The sequence below is a fragment of the Sulfitobacter sp. EhC04 genome (assembly GCF_001650875.1).
Taxonomy (GTDB): domain Bacteria; phylum Pseudomonadota; class Alphaproteobacteria; order Rhodobacterales; family Rhodobacteraceae; genus Sulfitobacter.
The window spans coordinates 1-22657 of sequence record NZ_LXYI01000030.1 but is presented as its reverse complement, the minus strand read 5'-3'; the positions used below and the strand labels follow the sequence as shown (position 1 = coordinate 22657).

18 protein-coding genes and 1 tRNA gene are annotated in these 22657 nt (G+C 64.2%); 8 read left to right on the top strand and 11 right to left on the bottom strand.

Going from position 1 to position 22657, the window contains the following annotated elements:
• Positions 1 to 4: 4 nt before the first annotated feature.
• The 3 genes from A8B82_RS13850 to A8B82_RS13840 are packed head-to-tail and all read left to right on the top strand — an operon-like array spanning position 5 to position 4325.
• The gene (locus A8B82_RS13850) at positions 5 to 961 is read left to right on the top strand and encodes a hypothetical protein (protein WP_067293429.1); all 957 of its coding nucleotides are present in this window, start codon (positions 5 to 7) and stop codon (positions 959 to 961) included.
• Positions 958 to 3495 carry a hypothetical protein gene (locus A8B82_RS13845; protein WP_067293426.1) on the top strand — a complete coding sequence of 846 codons (2538 nt, stop codon included), beginning with the start codon at positions 958 to 960 and terminating at the stop codon, positions 3493 to 3495. Before A8B82_RS13850 ends, A8B82_RS13845 begins: the two co-directional genes overlap by 4 nt.
• A complete protein-coding gene (locus A8B82_RS13840; protein ID WP_067293424.1) occupies positions 3492 to 4325 on the top strand; it encodes a glycosyltransferase in 834 nt (277 codons plus the stop codon). The genes A8B82_RS13845 and A8B82_RS13840 overlap by 4 nt, the downstream gene beginning before the upstream one ends.
• A gap of 19 nt (positions 4326 to 4344) precedes the next feature.
• On the opposite strand, the gene A8B82_RS13835 is transcribed toward A8B82_RS13840, so the two are convergent.
• Positions 4345 to 5541: a glycosyltransferase family 4 protein gene (locus A8B82_RS13835; RefSeq protein ID WP_067293421.1), complete on the bottom strand. Its 1197-nt coding sequence runs from the start codon at positions 5539 to 5541 to the stop codon at positions 4345 to 4347.
• 151 nt (positions 5542 to 5692) lie between these two features.
• Here A8B82_RS13835 and A8B82_RS13830 point away from each other — a divergent pair, with 151 nt between their 5' ends.
• The gene (locus A8B82_RS13830) at positions 5693 to 6997 is read left to right on the top strand and encodes an oligosaccharide flippase family protein (RefSeq protein ID WP_067293550.1); all 1305 of its coding nucleotides are present in this window, start codon (positions 5693 to 5695) and stop codon (positions 6995 to 6997) included.
• A 905-nt stretch (positions 6998 to 7902) separates the two neighbouring features.
• On the opposite strand, the gene A8B82_RS13825 is transcribed toward A8B82_RS13830, so the two are convergent.
• The 8 genes from A8B82_RS13825 to A8B82_RS13790 all read right to left on the bottom strand — a co-directional run bounded on the left by A8B82_RS13825 (position 7903) and on the right by A8B82_RS13790 (position 16814).
• A complete protein-coding gene (locus tag A8B82_RS13825; protein WP_067293418.1) occupies positions 7903 to 9213 on the bottom strand; it encodes a DUF874 domain-containing protein in 1311 nt (436 codons plus the stop codon).
• A 127-nt stretch (positions 9214 to 9340) separates the two neighbouring features.
• Positions 9341 to 10387, bottom strand: a complete 1047-nt coding sequence (locus A8B82_RS13820; RefSeq protein WP_067293415.1) for a CpsD/CapB family tyrosine-protein kinase — start codon at positions 10385 to 10387, stop codon at positions 9341 to 9343.
• Between the two features lie 76 nt (positions 10388 to 10463).
• Positions 10464 to 11228 (bottom strand): sugar transferase, encoded by a 765-nt coding sequence (locus A8B82_RS13815; RefSeq protein WP_235604700.1) that lies wholly within the window; start codon positions 11226 to 11228, stop codon positions 10464 to 10466.
• Between the two features lie 565 nt (positions 11229 to 11793).
• Positions 11794 to 11868: transfer RNA gene (locus tag A8B82_RS13810), tRNA-Glu, on the bottom strand.
• A 79-nt stretch (positions 11869 to 11947) separates the two neighbouring features.
• On the bottom strand, positions 11948 to 13687 hold the full coding sequence (gene recJ, locus A8B82_RS13805) for a single-stranded-DNA-specific exonuclease RecJ (protein ID WP_067293548.1): 1740 nt from the start codon (positions 13685 to 13687) through the stop codon (positions 11948 to 11950).
• 61 nt (positions 13688 to 13748) lie between these two features.
• Positions 13749 to 14717, bottom strand: a complete 969-nt coding sequence (glpX, locus tag A8B82_RS13800) for a class II fructose-bisphosphatase (protein WP_067293413.1) — start codon at positions 14715 to 14717, stop codon at positions 13749 to 13751.
• 424 nt (positions 14718 to 15141) lie between these two features.
• Positions 15142 to 16428 carry a homoserine dehydrogenase gene (locus A8B82_RS13795; protein WP_067293410.1) on the bottom strand — a complete coding sequence of 429 codons (1287 nt, stop codon included), beginning with the start codon at positions 16426 to 16428 and terminating at the stop codon, positions 15142 to 15144.
• Positions 16429 to 16523: 95 nt separating this feature from the next.
• Positions 16524 to 16814, bottom strand: a complete 291-nt coding sequence (locus A8B82_RS13790; protein WP_067293408.1) for a hypothetical protein — start codon at positions 16812 to 16814, stop codon at positions 16524 to 16526.
• A gap of 77 nt (positions 16815 to 16891) precedes the next feature.
• Here A8B82_RS13790 and A8B82_RS13785 point away from each other — a divergent pair, with 77 nt between their 5' ends.
• Both A8B82_RS13785 and A8B82_RS13780 read left to right on the top strand, forming a co-directional pair.
• A complete protein-coding gene (locus A8B82_RS13785) occupies positions 16892 to 17476 on the top strand; it encodes a TetR/AcrR family transcriptional regulator (RefSeq protein ID WP_067293405.1) in 585 nt (194 codons plus the stop codon).
• Between the two features lie 458 nt (positions 17477 to 17934).
• Positions 17935 to 18192, top strand: coding sequence for a hypothetical protein (locus A8B82_RS13780; RefSeq protein WP_067293403.1), 258 nt, complete (start codon positions 17935 to 17937; stop codon positions 18190 to 18192).
• Between the two features lie 71 nt (positions 18193 to 18263).
• On the opposite strand, the gene A8B82_RS13775 is transcribed toward A8B82_RS13780, so the two are convergent.
• The gene (locus A8B82_RS13775; RefSeq protein WP_067293400.1) at positions 18264 to 19175 is read right to left on the bottom strand and encodes a pirin family protein; all 912 of its coding nucleotides are present in this window, start codon (positions 19173 to 19175) and stop codon (positions 18264 to 18266) included.
• A gap of 181 nt (positions 19176 to 19356) precedes the next feature.
• On the opposite strand from A8B82_RS13775, the gene A8B82_RS13770 reads away from it, so the two are divergent.
• Positions 19357 to 20817 carry a hypothetical protein gene (locus A8B82_RS13770; RefSeq protein ID WP_138069765.1) on the top strand — a complete coding sequence of 487 codons (1461 nt, stop codon included), beginning with the start codon at positions 19357 to 19359 and terminating at the stop codon, positions 20815 to 20817.
• Between the two features lie 133 nt (positions 20818 to 20950).
• Positions 20951 to 21895 (top strand): NAD(P)-dependent oxidoreductase, encoded by a 945-nt coding sequence (locus tag A8B82_RS13765; RefSeq protein WP_067293396.1) that lies wholly within the window; start codon positions 20951 to 20953, stop codon positions 21893 to 21895.
• Between the two features lie 68 nt (positions 21896 to 21963).
• On the opposite strand, the gene A8B82_RS13760 is transcribed toward A8B82_RS13765, so the two are convergent.
• Complete coding sequence (locus A8B82_RS13760) at positions 21964 to 22170, bottom strand: cold-shock protein (protein ID WP_067293393.1); 207 nt, start codon at positions 22168 to 22170, stop codon at positions 21964 to 21966.
• Positions 22171 to 22657: the final 487 nt, after the last annotated feature.

Sequence of the window (22657 nt, the reverse complement as noted above, 5' to 3'; positions counted from 1 at the left end):
CCCGATGAAACCCGCCTCGCGCCGAACCGCCCTTGCAGGTCTGGGAGCCCTCGCGCTGGTGGCGGCAGCAGGTCGGCAGTTCTGGACCCGCGACCGGCGGCAGGGCGCGGCAGAGGCGCAGGCGCTTTATGCGGTGCCGCTCAATCCGCCCGATGCGGCGCTCAATGTCTATCATCTGGGTCACAGCCTTGTGGGGCGCGACATGCCCGCGATGCTGGCGCAGCTTGCCGGGGCAGGACATCGCTATCATTCGCAACTGGGCTGGGGCACCTCCCTGCGCGACCATTGGGAGGAAGACGTGCCCATCAACGGCTTTGCCGAGGAAAACGCCCATGCGTGGTTTCGCCCCGCGAAACAGGCGCTTGCCACCGGCAGTTATGACGCCCTGGTCCTGACCGAGATGGTCGAGATCCGCGATGCGATCCGCCATCACGATGCGGCGGAATATCTCGCGCGCTGGGCCGGGCTGGCCTGGGACGCGAACCCGCAGACTCGGATCTACCTTTATGAGACATGGCATCACACCGACGATGGCAACGGCTGGCTGCTGCGCATCGACCGGGACCTGCGCAAATTCTGGCAGGGCCGGGTCAAATACCCCGCGCTGGCCGCGACCGATGCGCCGATCCACCTGATCCCCGCCGGTCAGGTCATGGCGGCCTTTGTCCGCCGGGTCGAGGCCGCGGGCGGCATCGGCGGCGTCACCAGCCTGCATGATCTCTTTACCAAACGGGACGATGGCACCCCGGACACCATTCATTTCAATGACCTGGGGGCCTATCTGGTGGCACTGACCCACTACGCTGTCCTCTATCACCGCGATCCGCGCGGCCTGCCGCATGCGTTGACCCGCGCCGACGGCGCCCCTGCAACAGCGCCCTCTGCCGATGTTGCCGCTGTGATGCAGGACGTGGTCTGGCAGGTCATCGCGCGCCATCCTGAAACCGGGGTCGCGGCATGAGCCTGCTTGGGGTTGCTGCATCGGTGGTGATGGTGGGCCACAGCCTGTTCGGTTCCGACGGCCCCGACATGCTGCAAGAGGCGCTGCGCGCGGGCACCGGCGCAGGCACGGTGCGCGCCCAGATCATCAATGGCGCGCCGCTGAAATACAATTGGGACGAATCCGCCAATGCCGAAGGGATCGACGCCCGGTTGATCCTGCCCGAAGGCGGCACAACCCACTTGATCCTGACCGAGGCCATTCCGCTGGCAAACCATGTGAAGTGGTCCGATACCTATGTCTATGCGCAGGCCTTTGCGGGGCTTGCGGCCTCGGCCAATCCGGATGTGCATATCTATGTGCAGGAAACCTGGCATTCGCTGAAAAGCGGCACAGGTGCGGCGGTTGAGCATGACGAGGGCGCAGCCACGCCCTGGCGGGAACGGCTGGATCAGGATCTGCCGGTCTGGGAGGAAATCGTGGCCCAGGTCGGTGCCGCAACCCGGTCGGACAGTGCGCAGGTCGGGCTGATCCCTGCCGGGCAGGCGATGGCGCGTCTCTATGATGAGATTGCGGCGGAGCGGATACCGGGGCTCACGGATATGTCCGCGCTTTTTGCCGATGACATCCACCTGAATGACACCGGCCATTACTTTGTCGCGATGGTGCAATATGCCACGCTGACCGGGCAGGACCCGCTGGGCCTGCCGGTGGATTTCAACGACCGCTGGGGGCAGCCCTTTGACACGCCGGACGCGGACCTTGCCCGCCAGCTTCAGCGCGTCGCATTTGAGGCGGTGCAGGCCTATGGCGGCAGCGTGGTGGCCCCGGTGCCCCCTGCCAATGGGCCAGCGCGCGCCAGCACCGCTCCTGCGGCCCCCACCGGCCCGCCGGTTTTGCCAGAGACACCCGCTGTTGATCTGGTTGCGGCGGCGCGCGGTACGGTCGAGGGCACCAACCGGGTGGCCATCGGCCTTGCCGCCGTCTCGGACTGGAGCACCCAGGCCCCGTTTATCGACGTGATGAAGACCGCGCGGCCCTGGCTGGGCCATGAACCCGGTCGCTTCGGCGGCATGGAATACGCCGAACTGCTGGCGGGCGGGCATCTGGATGAAAACGGCTGGCCGATACGGATGCCCCGCAGCCTGAGCAGCATCGGCACGCTGATCCTGACCGACATGCCGCCAGAGGCTGCATCGCTCAAGGGGCGGTATCGTCTGGCCTATCGTGGCAAGGGCGTGATCGAGGTGACGGGGCGCGCGCAGAATGTGCGTTATGGCAAGGGCGAAGTGAGTTTTGACTACACGCCCGGTCCCGGCAGCGTGGACATCCGCATTCAGCGCATTAAAACGTCTGACCCGCCGCATGACATTTCGGTGGTCAAACTCGGAAACCTTGAACGCCACGCGGCGGGCGCGCTGTTCAACCCGGCCTGGACCGCGCGGATCGGCCAGTTCAGCGCGTTGCGCATGATGGACTGGATGGAGACGAACAATGCCAAGCTGGCCGCATGGGCCGACCGCCCCTTGCCCGGTGACGTGACCTGGGCAGGCGGTGTCCCGGTCGAGGTGATGGTGCAGCTTGCCAATGAGCTTGAGGCCGACATCTGGCTGAATGTGCCGCATCTGGCGGATGACGGCTTTGTGCGCCAACTCGCGGCGCTGGTGAAAGACAGGCTTGATCCCGCGCTGAAGGTCTATGTGGAATTCTCCAACGAGGTCTGGAACTGGCAGTTCGAACAGGCCCGCTGGGCCGATGTGCAGGCCCGCGCGCGCTGGAATGCGCAGGACAAGTGGATGCAATACTACGGGCTGCGCGCGGCAGAAGTGGCGCGGATCTGGTCCGGGGTCTTTGCCGGGGAAGACCGCGCGCGGCTGGTCAATGTGATCTCAAGCCAGACCGGCTGGCTGGGGCTGGAAACCGAGGCGCTGACCGCCCCGCTGGCGGTGGCAGAGGGGGTGCCAGCCCCGGCAGAGGCTTTTGATGCCTATGCGGTGTCGGGCTATTTCGCAGGCGGGCTTGGCACGGCGGAACGCGCGCCGATGCTCCGCAACTGGCTGGAGGAAAGCCGCACGCGGGCCGTGGCCGCCGCCAATGCAGAAGGTCTGACCGGCGCGGCGGCGGAGGAGTACATCACCCGGCACCGTTTTGATTTCGCCTTTGAACTGGCGGGCCGCGAATTGCGTGACGGGGCGGTCAGCGGTGACGGTGCCGATACGGTCAGTGACCTGATCACCCGTGTCTGGCCCTATCACGCGCAGGTGGCGCAGGCGCATGGGCTGGACCTGATCATGTACGAGGGCGGCAGCCATGTGGTGGGCATTGGCGCAATGGTCGATGACGCGGAACTGACCGCCTTCTTTCAGGCGCTGAACTACGCGCCGCAGATGGGCGCGCTCTACACCACCTTGCTGGAGGGGTGGAAAGCGGTCGGCGGACAGTTGTTCAACGCCTATTCCGATGTCTATGCCCCGACCAAATGGGGGGCATGGGGTGCGCTGCGCTATCTTGAGGATGAAAACCCCCGCTGGGATGCGCTGGTGGCGTTTCAGTGAGCCGGGCAAGCATTCTGATCCCGGCCCATGACGAGGCCGCCTATCTGGCCGCCTGCCTGACGGCGCTGCTGGCCTCGGACGATGTCGCGGGGGGCGTGCAGGTGATCGTGGTGGCCAATGGCTGCACCGATGACACGGCGGCGATTGCGCGCGGCTTTGCCGAACAGGCCGGGTTGAAAGGCTGGCATCTGCAGGTGCTGGAGCTGGCCGAGGGCAACAAGCTGGGCGCGCTGAACGCGGGCGAGGCGGCGGCAGCAGGCAGGGTGCTGATCTATCTCGATGCGGATGTGATTGTGTCACCGCCGCTGATTGCGCAACTGGCCGGGGTGCTGGACGTGGATGCGCCGCGCTACGCCAGCGGGCGGCCCAATGTGACGGTGCAGGGCGGGGGCGTGACACGGCCCTATACAAGGTTCTGGCTGACAACGCCTTTCATGACGCGCGGCGTACCGGGCTTTGGTGTCTTTGCCATGAACCGGGCGGGCCGGGCGCGCTGGGGCGGTTGGCCGGACATCATCTCGGATGACACCTATGCGCGGCTGAACTTTACCCCCGGTGAACGCCTCGCCGTGCCCGCCACCTATGACTGGCCCATGGTCGAAGGTTTTGCGCGGTTGGTGCAGGTCCGGCGCAGGCAGGACATCGGCGTGGCCGAGATCGAAAGCCGCTATCCCGAACTGATGGCAAATGACGACCCGCAGCCCGGTGCTGCGCCGCTGTGGCGTCGGGCCCTGGCCGACCCGCCGGGTTTTGCCGCCTTTTGTGCGGTGCGCCTTGCGATTCACCTGCCCGTCCTGCGCAGCAAGAACCGTTGGGTGCGGGGGCGCTGAGCGGGCAGGCGGGGGGCGGTCAGACCCGGTCGGAGGCCATGAGCGCCGCCAGCTTCTGCGCCTCTTTGTCAATGTCATGCCGCGCCAGCACCCGTGTGCGTCCGGCCTGCGCCATCTCGGACAATCTGGCCAGTGGCACCGTGGCAAGCCCGTCCAGGGCCTTCGCCAGGGCCGTGACATCGCCCGCAGGCACGAGCCAGCCGGTTTCATCGGGGCGCACCAGTTCGGGCGTGCCCGCGATATAGGTTGCGATGACGGGGCGTGCAGCGGCCATCGCCTCCATCACCACCATGGGAAGGCCCTCGGCCAAGCTGGGCATGACCATCGCATGGGCTGCTGCCAGTTCCGCGTTCACCCGTGTCTCATCGACCCAGCCGGTCAGGGTGATGCGCGCGCGCAGGTCAAGCTTGTCGATCAGCGCCTCGATCTGCGCGCGCATTTCGCCGTCGCCAATCTGGGTCAGGTGCAGGTCGGACGTGACCTCTGCCATCGCCTGTATGAGGGCAAGCTGGCCTTTCTGCTCGACCAACCGTCCGATTGCCACGACACGGCGCGGCCCCTGGGGAAGTGGTGCGGGGTCCTTGAACCGGGCGGGTTCGACGCCGCAATGGACGACATGGATGCGGTCCCAATCGGCGTGATCGGCCCAGCGCATCAGCTGCGAGCGGCAAAACTGGCTGATCGCGACGGTGAAATCGGCGGCCTGCATCTTGGCCCCCAGTGACAGGGCGCGGGGCGAATCGAATTCTTCGGGGCCATGTACGGTGAAGGAAAACTTCGGCCCGCCCAGCATCCGCGCCAGCATCGCCACGGCGGGGGCGTTTGTGCCGAAATGGGCGTGGGCATGGGTGATCCCGGCGGCGCGGCATTGCTCGGCCACATGGGCCGCTTCGGCAAGATAGATCAGATGACGCAGGCGGCCGACTTCGGACAGGCGGCCGAGTTTCAGCGCAGTCCGCAAGGCGGCAAAGAAACCGGCCGCGTCCCGGCGCAGGGCGCGCAGGCTGTCGCGGACCAGTGTCATCGGCCCCTTGGCAAGCAGGTAGTCGGTCTTTTCCGCCTCAGAGATGTCTTGCGGGTCCACCAATGTGCCGTCAAAGCGCCGCATGGCCATCCGCGTCACCGCGTGTCCCTGACGTTCCAGCGCGCGTATCTCGCGGCGGATGAAACTTTGCGAGGGTTGCGGATAGGTATTCAGGATATAGGCGATCTTCACGGCTCTTCCTTGTTCTTCATAACTTTGCCCCATTGGCGTGTCATGGCGCTGGCGCAGGACGCAAGGACGCTCTATTCAGCGCCTGAGGCAGAAGTGAGGCTTTTTTCGAGTGATTGCACGGGTTTTTGATGTGCTGAAGGATAACCGTCTGATGGCGCGCGCCCTGCGCTCGGCCTCGTGGATCCTGCTGGGCTATGGCGCATCGCAGGCGATCAGGCTGGCGTCGAACCTGATCCTGACGCGGCTGCTGTTCCCGGAGGCCTTTGGCCTGATGGCGCTGATCAGCGTGATCACTGTCGGGCTGACGCTGTTTTCCGATGTCGGCATCTCGCCCTCGATCTCGCAGAGCAAGCGGGGCGATGACCCAGCGTTCCTCGATACCGCCTGGACGATCCAGGTCATGCGCGGCATCGGGCTGTGGATCGCGGCCTGTGTGCTGGCCTACCCGGTGTCGCTGTTCTACGACCAGCCCGACCTGGCCCGCTATCTGCCCATCGCCGGTCTGGCGCTGATTCTGGGCGGGCTGAACCCGACCCGGATCGACACTGCGCAGCGCCACCTGCTGATGGGGCGGCTGACGGTGCTGGACCTGACATCGCAGGTGATCGGCATCGGGGTGATGATCGGCCTTGCCGTGGTGTTGCAATCGGTGTCCGCCCTGGTCATCGGTGGCGTCGCGGGGGCGGGGGCAAAGCTGCTGCTGACCCATTATGGCCTGCCGGGCCAGCGCAACCGGTTGCGCTGGGAAAAGACCGCGGCGGTCGAGCTGATCAGCTTTGGCAAATGGATATTCCTGTCCACGCTGTTCTGGTTCTTTGCCAGTCAGGGGGACAAGGCGATCCTGGGCAAGTTCCTGACGCTGGAGACGCTGGGCATCTACAACATCGGCTATTTCCTGGCCAGCTTTCCCCTGCTGCTGGGGCTGAGCGTGACGGGCCGTGTCATGATCCCCATCTACCGCGAAGGGGCAGAGCCACATCGTCTGGCCCGCATCCGCTATGGTCTCACCCTTGGCATCGGGGGCATGCTGGTGGTGATGGCGCTGATCGGGCCCTGGCTGGTCGATCACCTCTATGACAGCCGCTACGCCAGTTCCGGCGGGGTTGTGGTTTTGCTGGCGCTGGCGCTGATTCCGCAGGTAATTGGCATGACCTACGATCAGGCTGCCCTTGCGGCGGGAGATTCGCGGCGCTTTTTCATCTACTCCGCGCTGCGCTCCAGCTTGCAGGTGTCGCTGCTGCTGATCGGCGCGGTCTATGCCGGGCTGGTGGGGGCGATTCTGGGCATGGGGTTGGCCATGGCGCTGTCGCATCTGGTGCTGATCTGGCTGGCGCGGGTCCATGCCGTCTGGGACGCGCGGCACGATCTGACCTTCTTTGTGGCGGGCGGTGTTGCAGCGGTATTGGCTTTGTGGCTGCATCTGGATGTTCTGCGCGCCCTGGGCGCGTCGGTCTGACCTGGCAGGGGTTGTTTCGCGCGGGCTTTGACGCATTGAAATCTTAGATTTCAGGTGGTTGGAGTCAAAGTCGAAACCATAGGCTTCCTGCTTTGCGCTTTGCACTTTGCGCTCTGCACCTTGGCTGCCGACATGTGCCGCCCACTTCCCGCACCTGCAGACATGTCATGCAAGACCTGTCATTTTTGACATGTCTTGCATGACATGTCGTCCGAAGCGGCTTGATGCGCCGAAGCGTTTCGCGCCCACCCTCGCGGCCGGGCGCGAGCCTCAGTCACGCGCCTGTCGCGACGCTGCGAACCTGGATTCCGTGGGCCAGCCGCAGAGAACCTGTCAGTACCCAAGAATAACCGATTTTTGCGCCACATCGCTGACCCAGAGCGCGGCGCTACGTCCGAAGGACGGGGCAGGGCCCAGGCGGTCATTCGTGAAAATTGCAGCGGATGGCGGGAGGGAGTCCTTTCCGCATTCCCCCGCGCGGAATCAAGGCCGCAGGCCGCCGCGCATCTCCGGGCCGTCCCCCGGCACGGCGATTTGGCTGCTGTTGTGCCTCATCGTTAGGTAGGAAGTGCTTGGCTCCCATAAAGTGCCAGTCACTGCTGTCTGATCGCCGCACCACGTCCCTGCGATGCGCGGCTTGGCGTTTCGATGCCAACGTCGGTTTCGTCCCGCTCACCGGTCCTTGGCCCATACCACGCCTAAAGCGCCCCGCCTTAAACTTGAATCGCCAATACCCTGCCGCGCTTCGCGCTCTCGGGACATTGGCGATACGGAGCGTATCAGGTTAAAGGCGGGACGCTGTAAAAGCTGGTTTGGGTCGGAGCTGCTTGGCACGGCCCACTGACATGATTCAGCAAATTTGCCGCCAGGAGTCGGCGTTGCGCGACATTCGACAGAACCGCCGCTCAGCTGCGCCGGGCATCCGACTGTCTGGCCAGACGGGCATTGCGCCCCTTCTGACCGGCTTCCCTGCGGTCCTGCCAGAGTTTGGCCAGACCCTTGCTTGCCTTCACCCGACCGACCTGCGGAATGGACACGACAGGGACAAGGCCGGTTTCCCGCTCCATCTGGCGGGCGGTGCGGATCACGGGGCGGCGCAGTTCCATCAGAAACGCCAGCGCAAGCCCCGCAAACAGCGCGGCAGCGCCTCCCATGGCGGCCCGTTTCTTGCGGCTCATGCTGACCGGGAAATCCGGCACGCGGGCCTCTTCCAGGGTGATCAGCCGCTCGCCGCGCGCAGCGGCCTCCAGCGAATAGCCCACTTCCGCCTCGTTCCGGCGGGTGGCGATCACGTCCAACTGCCCCTGCAACTGCTCCATGCGGCGTTGAAACTTGATCAGCGTGCTTTCGACCTCGGGGGAGGTTTCGATGCTGGCCGCCAGTTCCGCACGGCGGTCCTGCAACAGGTCGCGCTGGGTGCCCAGGCTGGCCAGTTCCGCGTCAAGGTCGGCTTCCTCCTTGGCAACCGTCGCGGCGCGTGCGTTGCGGTCGATCCGGCTGCGGGCAAGCTGGGTTGCGATGATCTCGCGGTCCAGCTCAAGCAAGGCGTCGTTCAGGCTGGTGATTTCGGAGCGGACAAATTCGAGGCTGCCTTCGATGGAAATGTCATTGGCACTGCGAAAGGTGGCCATTTCGTCGTCCAGCCTGGCGATTTCCGCGATCAGCTGGTCCTCCTGGGCAGAGAAGAACTCCAATGTCTCGCGGGTCTGCTCGCGGCGCTGTGCGGCGGTCAGATCACGGGTGCGGTTGGCAAGCTCATGGGCGACGGCCTGTGCCTGTTCGGCATTGTCCAGCCGCGCGGTGATGGTCAGCACCGCGATGGTGCCATCATCGGCAAAGCCCTCGCGGGTGGCGGCGACCCCGTTGATGGACACGGACCTGCGCAGCAGATCGACCTTTTCGGACATCCGCAGGGCGGTCAGGTTCTCGAACAGGTCAAAGTCCTCAATGATTTCCGTCAGGCTGCTGCGCGCCATCAATTGCTGCTGGATCAGTTGCAGACGCCGTGCCGAGGACCCTTCGACCGTGGAAGGGGCCAGCGAGTCGGCAATCTTGGGTTGTTCGATCTGGATGACTTCGGCGGATTCGTAAACATGCGGCTGCGACAGGGCCCAGTAGAGCGACAGAAAACACCCGGCAATGAACACAAAGGAGATCACCCCGATGCGGCGGCGCACCATGTCCAGAAAGTCTGCAAGGGAATAGATCGGCCCCATGTACCTGTCACCTCAATGCAAAATGACCCCACAGACAGCCAATGCCATCAAGGGGTTCTTCGGCTTTCACCATGAAAATCGGGCGAAGTTGAGGCACAAATTGGCCAGGTCGCACCGGATTCCTGACCTATTTATAGCGCGGCAGACTGTTGCTGCGCGCCCTGTTCAGGACCACGCCCAGCAGGGGCACCTGGCCATCCAGCATATGTTCGCATTCGACCAGTTGCTTGCCCATCGTCTGTGACCCGTCCGATACCAGCAGGATGCCATCGAGATGCGGCAGGAAGGCCGACACATCGTCATGGCCCAGCATCGGCGGCATGTCGTAGATCACCAGATCCGGGCGCAGGGCCGCGCGCATCTGGTCCAGGGTCCGCGACAGCGCGGGGTTCTGAAGCGTTTCCGCCGCATCCATGTCCGGTGCGGCGTTCAGCCCCAGCGCCAGCGTGTCGCTGACCCGCTGGATTTGATCCTCGATCCGCGCATCACCGCTCAGAAAATCACGCATTTCGCCCGGTGCCGCCACATCCAGCGCAGGCGCCAGGCCCGGATCGCGCAGGTTGAAGTCCATCAGCACGGTGCGGGACCCGGCAATGCGCGACAGGCTCAGCGCGAGGTTGAGCGCGGTAAAGGTGGTGCCACAGCCCCGTGTCGGGGCGGTGATCGCAATATTGACCCAGCCGTTTTCGCCCGTGGTCTTGCGGAGACGGGTGCGCAGCAGATCAAAGGCCTGCACCGCCAGGCTGTCGCGCGCCGCATCCACCACCGGGATTGCGGTTGCGCGGTTGCGCCGGTCGCCCGGCGTCACAAGGTCAAGGTCGTCCCAATGGGGCACGTTCCGCCCGGCGACATCGGCACCGGGCGTTTGGTGAGCTGCCGCATCGACTGCAGAGGTCAGGGCAGGGGCTGACAGGGCGGAGGCGGGCTGAACCGGCGCAGGCTGGGCGGGCGTCTGCATGGTTGGCTCCGCTATGGTTTCCGGGGCTTCCGGTGCGGTTTGCACCGGGGGTTTGCTCCGCAGCACGTCCAACATGTCAACAGGGGCATCCGCCATCAGATCATCGGGCAGGTGGCGGCGCGGTCTGATGCTGTGCCGCAGACCGCTGGTCTGGGACCAGGACTCATCCTCCGTGCCCTGCGCGGTGGGATCGGCCCTGAGAAGATTATCCTTCATACCGGGCTCCTTTGGGGTGTCTGACATGGGAATGGATCATACCACAGTGTTTATCGGTGCAAAAGCAAGGCATCGCTCAATACCCCGTCTGGCGCAGGACCACACCAACGGTCTTGAACAGGATGGTCAGGTCCAGCCGGAAGTTCAGGGCGTTTTCATAGGCTTCATCGACCCCATGACGATAGGTGAACTTGTTGTTGTTGCGCGCACTGACCTGCCACAGGCCGGTCAGACCGGGGCGCACCGCGAAATAGGCACGCGGGTTGCCATAAAGGCCAAGCTGATCCGGCATCATCGGGCGCGGCCCAACCAGAGACATTTCGCCTTTCAACACGTTGATAAGCTGAGGAAATTCGTCAAGCGATGTCGCGCGGAGGAACCGGCCGACCGGGGTGATCCGGGGATCGTTGCGCAGCTTTTGCAAGGCGTCCCATTCGGCTTTGACCTCCGGGTTGGATGCCAGCAGGTTCTGCAACACCTGATCGGCATCGCGGACCATGGTGCGCAGCTTGAGAATCGAAAACCTGCTGCCGTCGCGGCCCAGGCGCTGCTGCTGATAGAACGGCTGCCCGCCCTCGATCCACAGGGCCAGCGCACAGACCGCAATGACCGGCAGCCAGAACGGCATGGCCAGCACGACAAGGGCCAGATCCAGCAGCCGTTTCAGACCGTTCCGATAGGGTTTTGCCGGTGCATGTTTGCGGGCGATCGCCGCATCCCACAAGGTGGATGCGTCCGCCGTAACCAAGTCCACGCGGCCCAGAATACCCTCTGCCGCAGACCGATGTTCACCAAGATCGAACAGGCCGTAGCCTGGCTGATCCATTCGGAATCTCTTCATCACAACCCCCCAGGGCCGCATATTAAAAATTGTCCCGCTGCGGCAATGCCGCCCCGGGTCCTTACTGGTCACTCACCCCGCCGGCACCATGGAACACCGGCAGTGGATACCGTCGCTGCATACGCTCAATCCGCGCAGCGTGATAGGGGGCGCCCGATCACTTTTTTTGCAGACGCAGCATGCGTTCGATGGCCGGTTGGGAAGCGCACCATGGCGCAATTCTTAACACTTTTCGGCACTTTTTGGCCTCATTTGTCGGAAACAGTTTGTTTCACGCTCGAAACACAGTCAAATCTCCCCTTTTGCGGGAATTTCGAGGTATTTTCTGTCAAATGAGACTGCTCCGGGCCGGACAATCCTGCGCGAAAGCGTTGATTGTCTGCCAACCGGCACCCTATGCGCCACAATTGAAGCTCGCACAGCGATTTCGCCTCTGACGGCGCGGGCGCATTGCCTGGTTGGCGCAATGGTTTGGGGGGCGAAATGGCCGGAGGGCCAGATGCGACACTCTCCACCCTGCACCGGCAGGACCGGATCAGATGAGTGATGAACTGGAGGGAGAAAGTGGCAGCCCGTAGGGGAATCGAACCCCTCTTTCCAGGTTGAAAACCTGGCGTCCTAACCGATAGACGAACGGGCCACGGGTCGTGAGCGGTTCATTAGGGTTTTCAGACAACGCGCGCAAGCAGAAATTTCCCCAAGACCGCGATAATCTGTGTTCAGGCCCGCGCGGCGTCTTCCAGGCGCAACTGAACGCTTTGCCGTCCGCGCCAGCTGTTGATGTCCAGCCGCCCCGCCAGATGGAACCGCGCGCCGCCATGGGCCTCCAGCGCGGCGCCCAGCGCGGTGTCATAGGCCCCGAAACAGATCGCATCCAGCCTGGGGCCGATCCCGTCGCCAAAGCTGATCTTGAGGTGGCTTTCGCCGACACGTTTGGCGAAGTGAATCTTCATCTCCGCAAAGACAAAGCGCGGGGAAGGGGCGGCGGCACCGAAGGGGCCTGCCTCCTCGACCTGTTCGGCCAGCTCGACAGAGGCGGCACCGGGCATCAGCAAGCCGGTCACGTTCAGGTCGGAGGGGCCAGTCAGATGCGCGCCCTGTCTGGCCAGCAGGTCTGCCAGCCGGGTCATCGCCGCCTCCAGCTTGTCCTCGGCCACGGTCAGCCCGGCGGCCATCTTGTGACCGCCGCCCTTGATCAGCAGCCCCTCGGCCGCCAGCCGCTGGATCGGCGCGCCCAGGTCGATGCCGCTGACCGAGCGGCCCGACCCCTTGCCGATGCCATCCTCAAAGCCGATCACGATGGCGGGGCGGTTGGAGGCCTCCTTGAGCCGCGAGGCCACGATGCCGACCACGCCGGGGTGCCAGCCGGGGCCGGAGGCCCAGACCAGCGGCGCGTCGAACCCGCGCGCCTGGGCCTGTTCGAGTGCGGCGGCACGCACGCCTGCCTCGACATCGCGCCGCTCGCTGTTCAGCGCATCCAGCCGCTCGGCCAGGGCCGCCACCTCATGCGGGTCGTCAGAGGCCAGCAGACGCGCGCCCAGATCCGCCTGGCCGATGCGCCCGCCCGCGTTGATCCGCGGCCCCAGCAGAAAGCCCAGGTGATAGGCGGTTGGTGCGGTATCCATCCGCGCCACATCCGCCAGGGCCGCAAGTCCCACGCGCTCGCGCCGCGCCATGACCTTGAGGCCCTGCCGGACAAAGGCCCTGTTCACGCCGATCAGCGGCGCCACATCCGCAACCGTCGCCAGCGCCACCAGATCCAGCATCGCCATCAGATCGGGGCCTTTCCGGCCCGCCTCGCGCAACTGGCGACCGGCCTCGACCAGCATCAGGAAGACAACCCCCGCCGCGCAGAGATGCGCCAGCGTGCCATCTTCGTCCTGCCGGTTCGGGTTCACCACCGCCAGCGCCTCGGGCAGTGTCTCGCCGCCCAGGTGGTGATCCAGGATCACCACGTCAGCGCCCGCCGCTGCCGCCACCGGGCCATGGGACAGCGTGCCGCAATCGACACAGACGATCAGGTCATGATCCGCCGCCAGCGCCGCCATCGCCGCGTCATTGGGGCCATAGCCCTCGTCGATCCGGTCCGGCACATAGAGCGTGGCACCATGGCCCATCTCGCGCAGCCAGATCAGCAGCAGCGCGGCGGAACTGCCGCCATCCACATCGTAATCGGCAAAGACCGCAATCCGCTGGCGCTGCGCCAGCGCCACAAGGAACCGCGCCGCTGCCTTTTCCATGTCTTTCAGGCCACGCGGATCGGGCAGCAACGCGCGCAGGGCCGGGGCCAGAAAGCCTGTCGCTTCCTCCGGCGGGACCCCGCGCCGCGCCAGCACCTGACACACCGCCTGCGGCAGGCCGGTGCGCTGCACCAGCAGCTCGGCGGCACGCTCCGCCTCGACGCCGGGACCAACCCAGCGCCGCCCGGTCAGGGAAGTCTCAACCCCGAGAAAGCCCACCGTCACCCCGCTTCATTGTTCCAAAAATATACACAAGCCACCGCCCGCCACGGGCGCGCGGTCAGTCTTTTGCGACCGGCGTGCGATAGTTGATGCGCCGCACAGAGCCGGTCTTGGACCGCATGATCAGGGTCTCGGTGGTCATCCAGCCGGGTTCGCGCTTCACGCCCGGCAGGATGGTGCCGCCGGTGACGCCGGTCGCGGCAAAGATCACGTCTTCCGTCACCATTTCATCGCGGGTGTAGATGCGGTCGAAATCGGTGATGCCGGCCTTGCTGGCCCGGCCACGCTCATCGTCGTTGCGAAACAGCAGCCGCCCGTACATCTGCCCGCCCATGCATTTCAGCGCGGCGGCGGCCAGCACCCCCTCGGGCGCGCCACCGGCACCCATGTACATGTCGATCCCGGTCTGCGGATCGGCGCAATGCATGACACCGGCCACGTCGCCATCGGTGATCAGCCGGATCGCCGCACCGGTGGCGCGGACCTCGGCGATCATCTCTTCGTGGCGGGGGCGTTCCAGGATACAGACGGTGATGTCCGCAACCGCACAGCCCTTGGCCGCCGCCAGCGCCTTGACCCGCTCGGCGGGGCGCATGTCCAGCGTGACAACATCTGTCGCATAGCCCGGCCCGATGGCCAGCTTGTCCATATAGGTGTCGGGCGCGTGCAGCATCGAACCGCGCGGGCCCATGGCGATCACGGTCAGCGCATTGGGCATGTCCTTGGCGGTCAGCGTGGTGCCTTCCAGCGGGTCCAGCGCGATGTCCACGCCGGGTCCGTTTCCGGTGCCGACTTCCTCGCCGATATAGAGCATCGGTGCCTCGTCGCGCTCGCCCTCGCCGATGACCACAACCCCGGCGATGTCCAGCATGTTCAACTGGGTGCGCATGGCGTTCACGGCGGCCTGGTCGGCGGCTTTCTCGTCGCCCTTGCCAATCAGGCTGGCCGAGGCAAGTGCGGCGGCTTCCGACACGCGGGCAAGGCCCAGCGACAGCATACGGTCTTGGAAATCGGCGGATGTGGGCATGGTAATTCCTTGGCGGTGTTAATATTGCCCTGTCCTCTATCGCGCCAAGCGGTTTCGTACAAGCACGCCATGGCGGCACGGGTATCCCCGGCCCAGGGTTCACGCGCCGGGGGCGGGTGTTTCAGGGACAGATTTCAGCGGCGCGACAACGGTCCGTGAAATGCCCTTTCCCACCAACGCAACGCGCAAGCCGGGCCATCGCCTGCCGTCATGCCAAAGGCATGCCGACGATCAAGGGCGCACCTTGGTGCGACCGGCGGGCAGGCGATGGCCCGGCACCTTCGGCTTGATTCCGGGCTTTGGCGAAAGACAGCAACCTCCCGCATTCCCGACGCAGACTCACACCGCAGCACATGTCCGACCTGTGTCGCAAACCATGCCGTCAATGAAAGAGCGGACCCGTAAATGAACCAGGTCTGGCGCCTCAGACCTCTTCGATGCGCAGGGCGACGGGCGGGCCCGCCATCACGCCGGTGCCATCCATCGCGGCAATCGCGCGGTCCAGATCGGCGGGGATGGTCTTGTGGGTCACGATCAGCACCGGGGCCGAGGCGGCATCATGTTCGTATTGCCGCATCCTGTTGATGCTGACGCCCGCTTCGCCCAGAACCGTGGCGATCTTGGCCAGGGCACCGGGTTTATCGACCAATTTCATGCGCAGGTAATAGGGGGCCGGGGTCTTGGACTTGGCGGATTTGGCCAGTTCCAGACCGGCGGCAGGCTGGCCAAAGACGGGCATCTGCATCCCGCGTGCAATATCGCAGATATCGGCCATCACCGCGCTGGCGGTGGGGCCTTCGCCCGCACCTGCGCCGCGCAGCACGATCTGACCCACGGAATCGCCATCCAGCACGACCATATTGGTGCCACCATCCAGCTGACCCAGAGGGGAGGTTTCGGGCACCAGACAGGGCTGCATCCGCTGTTCCAACCCGCGCCCGGTCTTTTGCGCCACGCCCAGCAGCTTGATCTTGTACCCCATGTCGGCGGCGGCGTGGATGTCCTCGATGCTGACCCGCTCAATGCCTTCCAAATGGATGCCCGCGAAATCCACCTGTGCGCCAAAGGCGATGGCGGACAGGATCGCCAGCTTGTGCGCCGCATCAATGCCGCCCACGTCCAGTTGCGGATCGGCCTCCAGATAGCCCAGACCGTCGGCCTCGGCAAAGATCTCCTGATAGGTTTTGCCGGAATTCTCCATCCGGGTCAGGATATAGTTGCACGACCCGTTCATCACGCCCATCACACGGGTGATGGCGTTGCCTGCCAGCCCTTCCATCAGCGTCTTGACGACGGGGATGCCGCCCGCGACGGCGGCCTCGAAACGCAGGTTGACGCCCTGCGCCTCTGCCAGTTCGGCCAGCGCCTGACCATGGATCGCCAGCATCGCCTTGTTTGCCGTGACCACCTGCTTGCCCGCTTTCAGCGCCGCGTCGGTGGCGTTTTTGGCGGGGCCATCTGCGCCGCCCATGAGTTCGACAAAGACATCGACATCGTCACGATTGGCCAGGGCGACGGGATCGTCCTCCCATGCGTAGCTGTCCAGATTGACACCCCGGTCGCGGCCCCTGGTGCGGGCAGAGACGGCGGAAATGGTGATCTTGCGCCCGGTCCGCGCCTCCAGCAGGGCGGCTTGCTGGCGGATGATGCGCACCACACCAACCCCCACCGTGCCCAGACCGGCAATACCAAGGCGAAGGGGGTCAGACATGGGCGAAATCCTTTGGCTGTGGTCAGGCGTTTTGGGTTCAGCCGCGATGTAGCCGTTTCACAGGCGGCGCGCAACGCAGGACCGCGGAAGCGGCGCTATTGCAGACCTTCTGCCAGACGCTGACGTTCCCGGCCCGACAGGATTGATCCGCGCATCCGTGCTGCGCGTGACCTCAGCCGCGCCACCCGCGCCTCCAACTGGGCCTGGGTGGCCTGCGCATCGACCCGGCCCGCCGTGGCCTGCGCCAGCACCGGTTCAAGCGGCACAAGGGCAGGGTAGTCGGAGGCCGCCATCTCGGGCGAGATCGTCCTGTCCAGTTCGGGAAACTGGGTGCAGGCGGCAAGGCAACAGGCGGCCAGCAGGGCGATCAGGGGGCGAATGCTCATGACAACTTTCTTGCACCAGCCTGTCTGACAGCGCAAGCGGGCTTTGCTTTCCCATGCGGTTTCATTAATCAGGGCCCATGGCACGTACAGCAGGTTCACATTCCGACATCACCGGGCCGCGGGTCCGTGCCGCCGCACTGAGGCTGTTCGCGCGTGGCGGCTATGCGGCGGTGTCGATGCGCGCCATTGCGGCCGAGGTCGGGGTGCAGGCCGGGGCGCTTTACAACTATACACCCGACAAGCAGACCCTGCTGTTCGAACTGATGCGCGATCACCTTGTGGATCTGCTGGCGGCCCTGCCGGTGCCCGAGGGCGGCGCATTGGCGCAGCTTGAATCCTTTGTCGCCTTTCACATCCGGTTCCACGCGGACCGGCCCGATGAGGTCTTCATCGCCTATATGGAATTGCGCAACCTCGACGCGGAAAACTTTGCCGAGGTCGAACGCCTGCGCCGGATGTATGAGGACCGGCTGGAAAACGTCCTGCGCACAGGCGTGGACAGCGGCGATTTCGCCGTCAAGGACACCAAGATCGTGACGCTGGCGATCATCGCGATGCTGACCGGGGTGAACACATGGTTCCGCGAAAGCGGCCGGCTGTCGCTGGACGAGGTCGTCGCGCAATACTGGGACATGGTGCGCAAGGCGGTCAGCGCAGCCTGAATCGCCCGCGCGGGGCATCCCCGGCGGTGATGTTCTGCTGTTGATATCTGTTGATCGCGAAGCGTCGATAAAAAGGGCGGCGCCGCCAGATCGGAGGTATGAGACGGGATTTTACCCCGCATTCCTGAACCGTTCAGATATGGCCCTGATGCCGGGCCTCTTCTCCGGGTCGATACCGCAGGGGTGAAAGCCCTGCGGCCTGTGTCATGACAGGGCAGGTTTTAGGCCAGCGGGGTTAACACATGCTGACCCAGGCGTGCGCCGGGGGGCGCAACAGGGCTGCCGACTGATCGTTCCGGGACATCCCGGAATGTGCTATGATCGGGGTTAAAGCGCCCCGCCTTAAACTTGAATCGCCGATACCCTGCCGCGCTTCGCGCTTTCGGGACATCGGCGATACGAAGTGTATCAGGTTAAAGGCGGGACGCTGTAATGGAGCCTGACCCGGGGATAGCGGCATGACCGAGGACGAACATCTTGCATGGTTGAAAAAGATCATGCCCATGGTGGCCACCCTGATGACCCTGGGCACATTCGCCGTGATCCGGCTGGCGAGTCATGACAACGGCACGGCGCTGCTGGTCGCGGGCATCATGTTCGGCTTTGTGCTTTTTCTCTACGGCGCGCGGATCGTTCTTGGGGTCAAGGGCTTTGTCGTGGTGATCGGGGCAGGCGCGCTGATTCTGTGGCGCCTGCAACGGAACGGCTATTTCTGACCGGCACCCTGCAACCGGATCACATCCCATTGTCCTGAGAACGTGAGGTGGGCGCATCGCCCACCCCTGTTTCAATGCGCCGGTTTGATGAACTTGCCATTGCGCAACTCGGCAAAGGCCTGTTCCAGCTCGGCGCGGGTGTTCATCACGATGGGCCCGTGCCAGGCCACCGGTTCTTCGATCGGCGCGCCGGAGATCAGCAGGAAGCGCAGACCTTCCTCGCCCGCCTGCACCGTCACCTCGTCCCCGGTGCCGAACCGGATCAGGGTGCGGTCGCCGCTGAGGTCGCGGATGTTGATCTCTTCGCCCGCCACTTCCTTTTCCAGCAGGACGCCGGACGGGGCGGAGGCATCGGCAAAGGCACCGGCCCCCTGGAACACATAGGCGAATGCCCGGCGGTAGGTGTCGATGCGGAAGGTTTTCTTCACCCCCGCAGGCACGGTAATGTCGAGGTACTGCGGGTCTGCGGCGATCCCGTCCACCGGGCCGGTCTTGCCCCAGAAATTCCCGGTGATCACCTTGACCTGCGTGCCGTCGTCATCCGTCACCACCGGAATGTCCGCCGAGGTCACGTCCTGATACCGTGGCGCCGTCATCTTTTGCGCGGCGGGCAGGTTGCCCCAAAGCTGGAAACCATGCATCTGCCCACGCGCGTTTCCGGCAGGCATTTCCTGATGCAGGATGCCGGACCCGGCTGTCATCCACTGCACGTCCCCGGCCCCCAGCGTGCCGGTATTGCCCAGGGAATCGCCATGTTCGACCGTGCCTTCCAGCACATAGGTGATGGTTTCGATCCCCCGGTGCGGGTGCCAGGGAAAGCCCTTTTCAAAATCCTCGGGCCGTTCGTTGCGGAAATCGTCGAACAGCAGGAAGGGGTCCAGTTCGGACGGGTCCTGAAAGCCAAAGGCGCGGTGCAGCTTGACGCCCGCCCCTTCAAGCGTGGGGATTGCGCGACGTGTCTCAAGTGTGGGTCTGAGGGACATGACAAATCTCCTTGTCTGAAGCTGCAAGACAGATAGGTGCGCGCGCCGCGCCTGAAAAGAGAATTGCCGGCACGGCCACTGTGCAAAAATGCGGAGCTGCGGGGAATCCTTGCGCGGCGGGTCGAAAAGTGACAACCTGAGCGTGCATTTTAGCAGCAACATTTTTGTTTTGGAGATTTTGATGAGACATTATCCTTCCGCCCTCGCTGCGGCCTTCGTTCTTTGTGCGGCACCCGCATTTGCGGATTACCAGCAGGATGCGCTTTGCGTGACCGGCGCGGCAGAGCTTTGCGCAACCCTGCCCAGTGACATGCCGAACCTCGATGTGCCGCTGGGCTATACGCCGACCACCAACCTTGAAACCGAAGACGGGGTGCAGCAGCAGAATTTCGACTATTTCGGCTGGCAGAGTTTTGTCGCGCTGAACTGGCCTGCGGATGCCAGCGGCGCGCCCATGGGCAGCATACTGGACGATCCCGATGCGCCACGGGTCTGGGAAAGCTATCTTGGCATCGACGCGGTCTTTCCACAGGCCAATCTGGTTGCCGACGACGCCGAGGCCGCCTGCACGCCGCAGGGCCGCATGGTGCTGGCGCAGACCTCGAAGCTGACCTCATCCTCCTTTATCGAGCCTTTCACCGCGTCGCCGCTGATTGACGTGGATGGCAATTTTGTCATGTACGACATCCGCATGAACCCGGTAGAAGTCGGCTATCTGCGCGACAACGGGTTGACCACGCAAGCGGGGCAAAAGGCCTTTGCCGCCGCGAATCCGCAGGGCTGGGACCTGCCGCGCGGCCTGACCGGATCGCCCGGCGCGATGGAACTGAAGACAGCCTGGCGCGTGCTGGCCGATGACAGCAACCCGATGGGGTATTTCACACTGCCCGCGACGCTGATGATCGGGGCGGAGAATTCCGCAACCGGGCAGCCGCTGTGCCTTGAGGTGACGGTGGGGCTTGTGGGCATGCACATCATGCACAAGATCACCAATCCCACCGCATTTTCCGACAATTGGGTCTGGGCGACCTTTGAACATATCCGCAACGCCCCGGATGCGGCAGGGGCCGCGCCCTCGCAGAAGAACACTGCCGCGACGGTCAGCGGGCTGGAACCCTATCCGCCGGTCGGCTCCTGCCCGGTGCCGCAGGACGCAGGCACCGGCTGGGCCTTTTTCGATGCGAGTTGCGCGGACGCGCAGGGGGCCTGTACCCCAAATATCGGGCTGGAGTTGAAGAATTACCTGTGGGAACCGGACATGCCCTATGCGGAGAAATACCTGACCCAATCCGGCGCTGGCACGCAGGTCACCCGCTGCTGGGAAGTCTATGAGAGTGCAAAAAATGTCGACAAGGTGTTTCAGGACGCGCTGGCCGGATCGGTCTGGGCGAATTATCAGTTGATCGGCGTGCAATGGGCCAATGGCGGGTTGGACCACCCCGACCCGCTGCGCCCATTCCCGGCCCCGATCTATATGGTCAACAGCACGCTGGAGACCTTTCTGCAGGATGTGCCGGTGGTGCATCCCGATGGCACGCTGAACCGGGGCGGGTCGTCCTCCTGTATCAACTGCCACGACATTGCGACCGACAAGGGCGGCAACCGCTCTGATTTCAGCTTTCTGGGCGGCTACGCAAAGTAACCGGCCGTCAGGGGGGAGGCTGCGGGCCATTTCATCCATTGCCTGCGGCTTTGCCCCGGTTTCCCGTCGCAATCAGGCGCGACAGGTCGCGGGTCAGCCGCGCTGATGCGTAGGACTGCGACAGGAGAGACATATGAAAGTCGGATTTGTTGGATTGGGAAACGTCGGTGGCAAGCTGGCGGGATCGTTGCTGCGCAACGGCGTGGACCTGCATGTCCATGACCTGAATGCGGAACTGGTGGCGGCGAAGGTGGCCAGGGGCGCGAAACCCGCCGCCGATCCCGGCGCGTTGATGCAGACCTGCGATGTGGTCATCACCTGCCTGCCCAGCCCCGCCGCCTGTGCCGCCGTGCTGGCGCAGATGCTGCCCCATGTCGGCCCCGGCAAGGTCTGGATGGAGATGTCCACCACCGATGCGGGCCAGATCAAGGCCCATGCCGACGTGGTGATCGCAAAGGGGGGAGAAGCGGTGGATTGCCCGGTTTCGGGCGGTTGTCACCGGGCGGACACGGGCAACATCAGTATCTATGCGGGCTGCACGCGACCGACCTTTGAAAAGGTACTGCCGATCCTGACCCATATGGGCCGCCGCATCCTGCATGTGGGCGATGTGGGCGTGTCCAGCACGCTGAAGGTGATGACCAACTATCTGGCCACGATCAACCTGTTGTCGCTCTGCGAGGCGCTGACGGTGATGAAGGCGGCGGGCATGGACCTTGGCGTGACCTATGAGGCGATTGCGGCCTCGTCGGGCAATTCATTCGTGCATGAGACCGAAAGCCAGTTGATCCTGTCGGGGTCGCGGGATGTGAATTTCACCCTCGACCTGGTGCAAAAGGACGTGGGCCTGTTTCAGAAACTGGCTGATGACAATGGCGTGCCGCTGGAACTGTCGCCGCAGATCATCGGGATGCTGAGTGACGGGCAGCGCCGCTATGGGGTCAGCGCCCAGTCAGACCGGATGATCGAACGGCTGGAGGAGGCGACGGGCCTCAGCATCACCGCACCGGGGTTTCCGACCGAATTGGTCGATGATGAACCCGAGGAACGCGGATACGAAGTGCCCGTGCGCCGGTAACCCCTGCTGCAAACGCAAAACGCGGCCCCTTTCCAGGGACCGCGTTTCAAATGTCGTCGCAGGGTGGCTTATGCCAGCGCGATGTTCGTCGCCGATTCGCGACCGTCACGGCCCGCTTCGATGTCGAATGTCACTTTCTGGTCGTCTGCCAGGCCGGTCAGGCCTGCGCGCTCAACAGCAGAAATGTGGACGAAAACGTCCTTGCTGCCGCCATCGGGTGCGATAAAGCCGAAGCCTTTTGTTGTGTTGAACCATTTTACGGTGCCAGTGGCCATATCCGTAGTCTCCGTTTTTGGGTCTGTCCGCACTATGCGACAGCGTGGCGTGGTCGATCTGGATCGGGACTGAACGCCGTGTAAGGGAGACAGTGGGTCGAAAAAGAATAACGTTAGCCCTGCCCGCATAACGGAAATCGCATGGCAAATCAAGTGGGTGATGAGGTGCTTCAATTTGTCCTGCGCGGGGAGGCAAGATCTTGCTCAGGTGGCCGGATATGCCGGGGCCTGCACATCCTCGGGCCGTAAGATGCGGCGGACGGCGGGCATGGGGCCTTTTGACCGCCGACGTAACAAAAACGCAAGCCGGGCCGTCGGCTAACCGCCGGTCATGCCAAAGGCATGCCGACGATTGACGGCGCACCTTTGGTGCGATGGGCAGGCGATGGCCGGGCGCTTTCGGCTTGTTCCGGGCTTGGGTGCTTGTGATCGCCGGCCGCTTTGTCCAAGGTTTGTGGCTGCTGTCAGCGGGAGCTGCAGCGGCGAC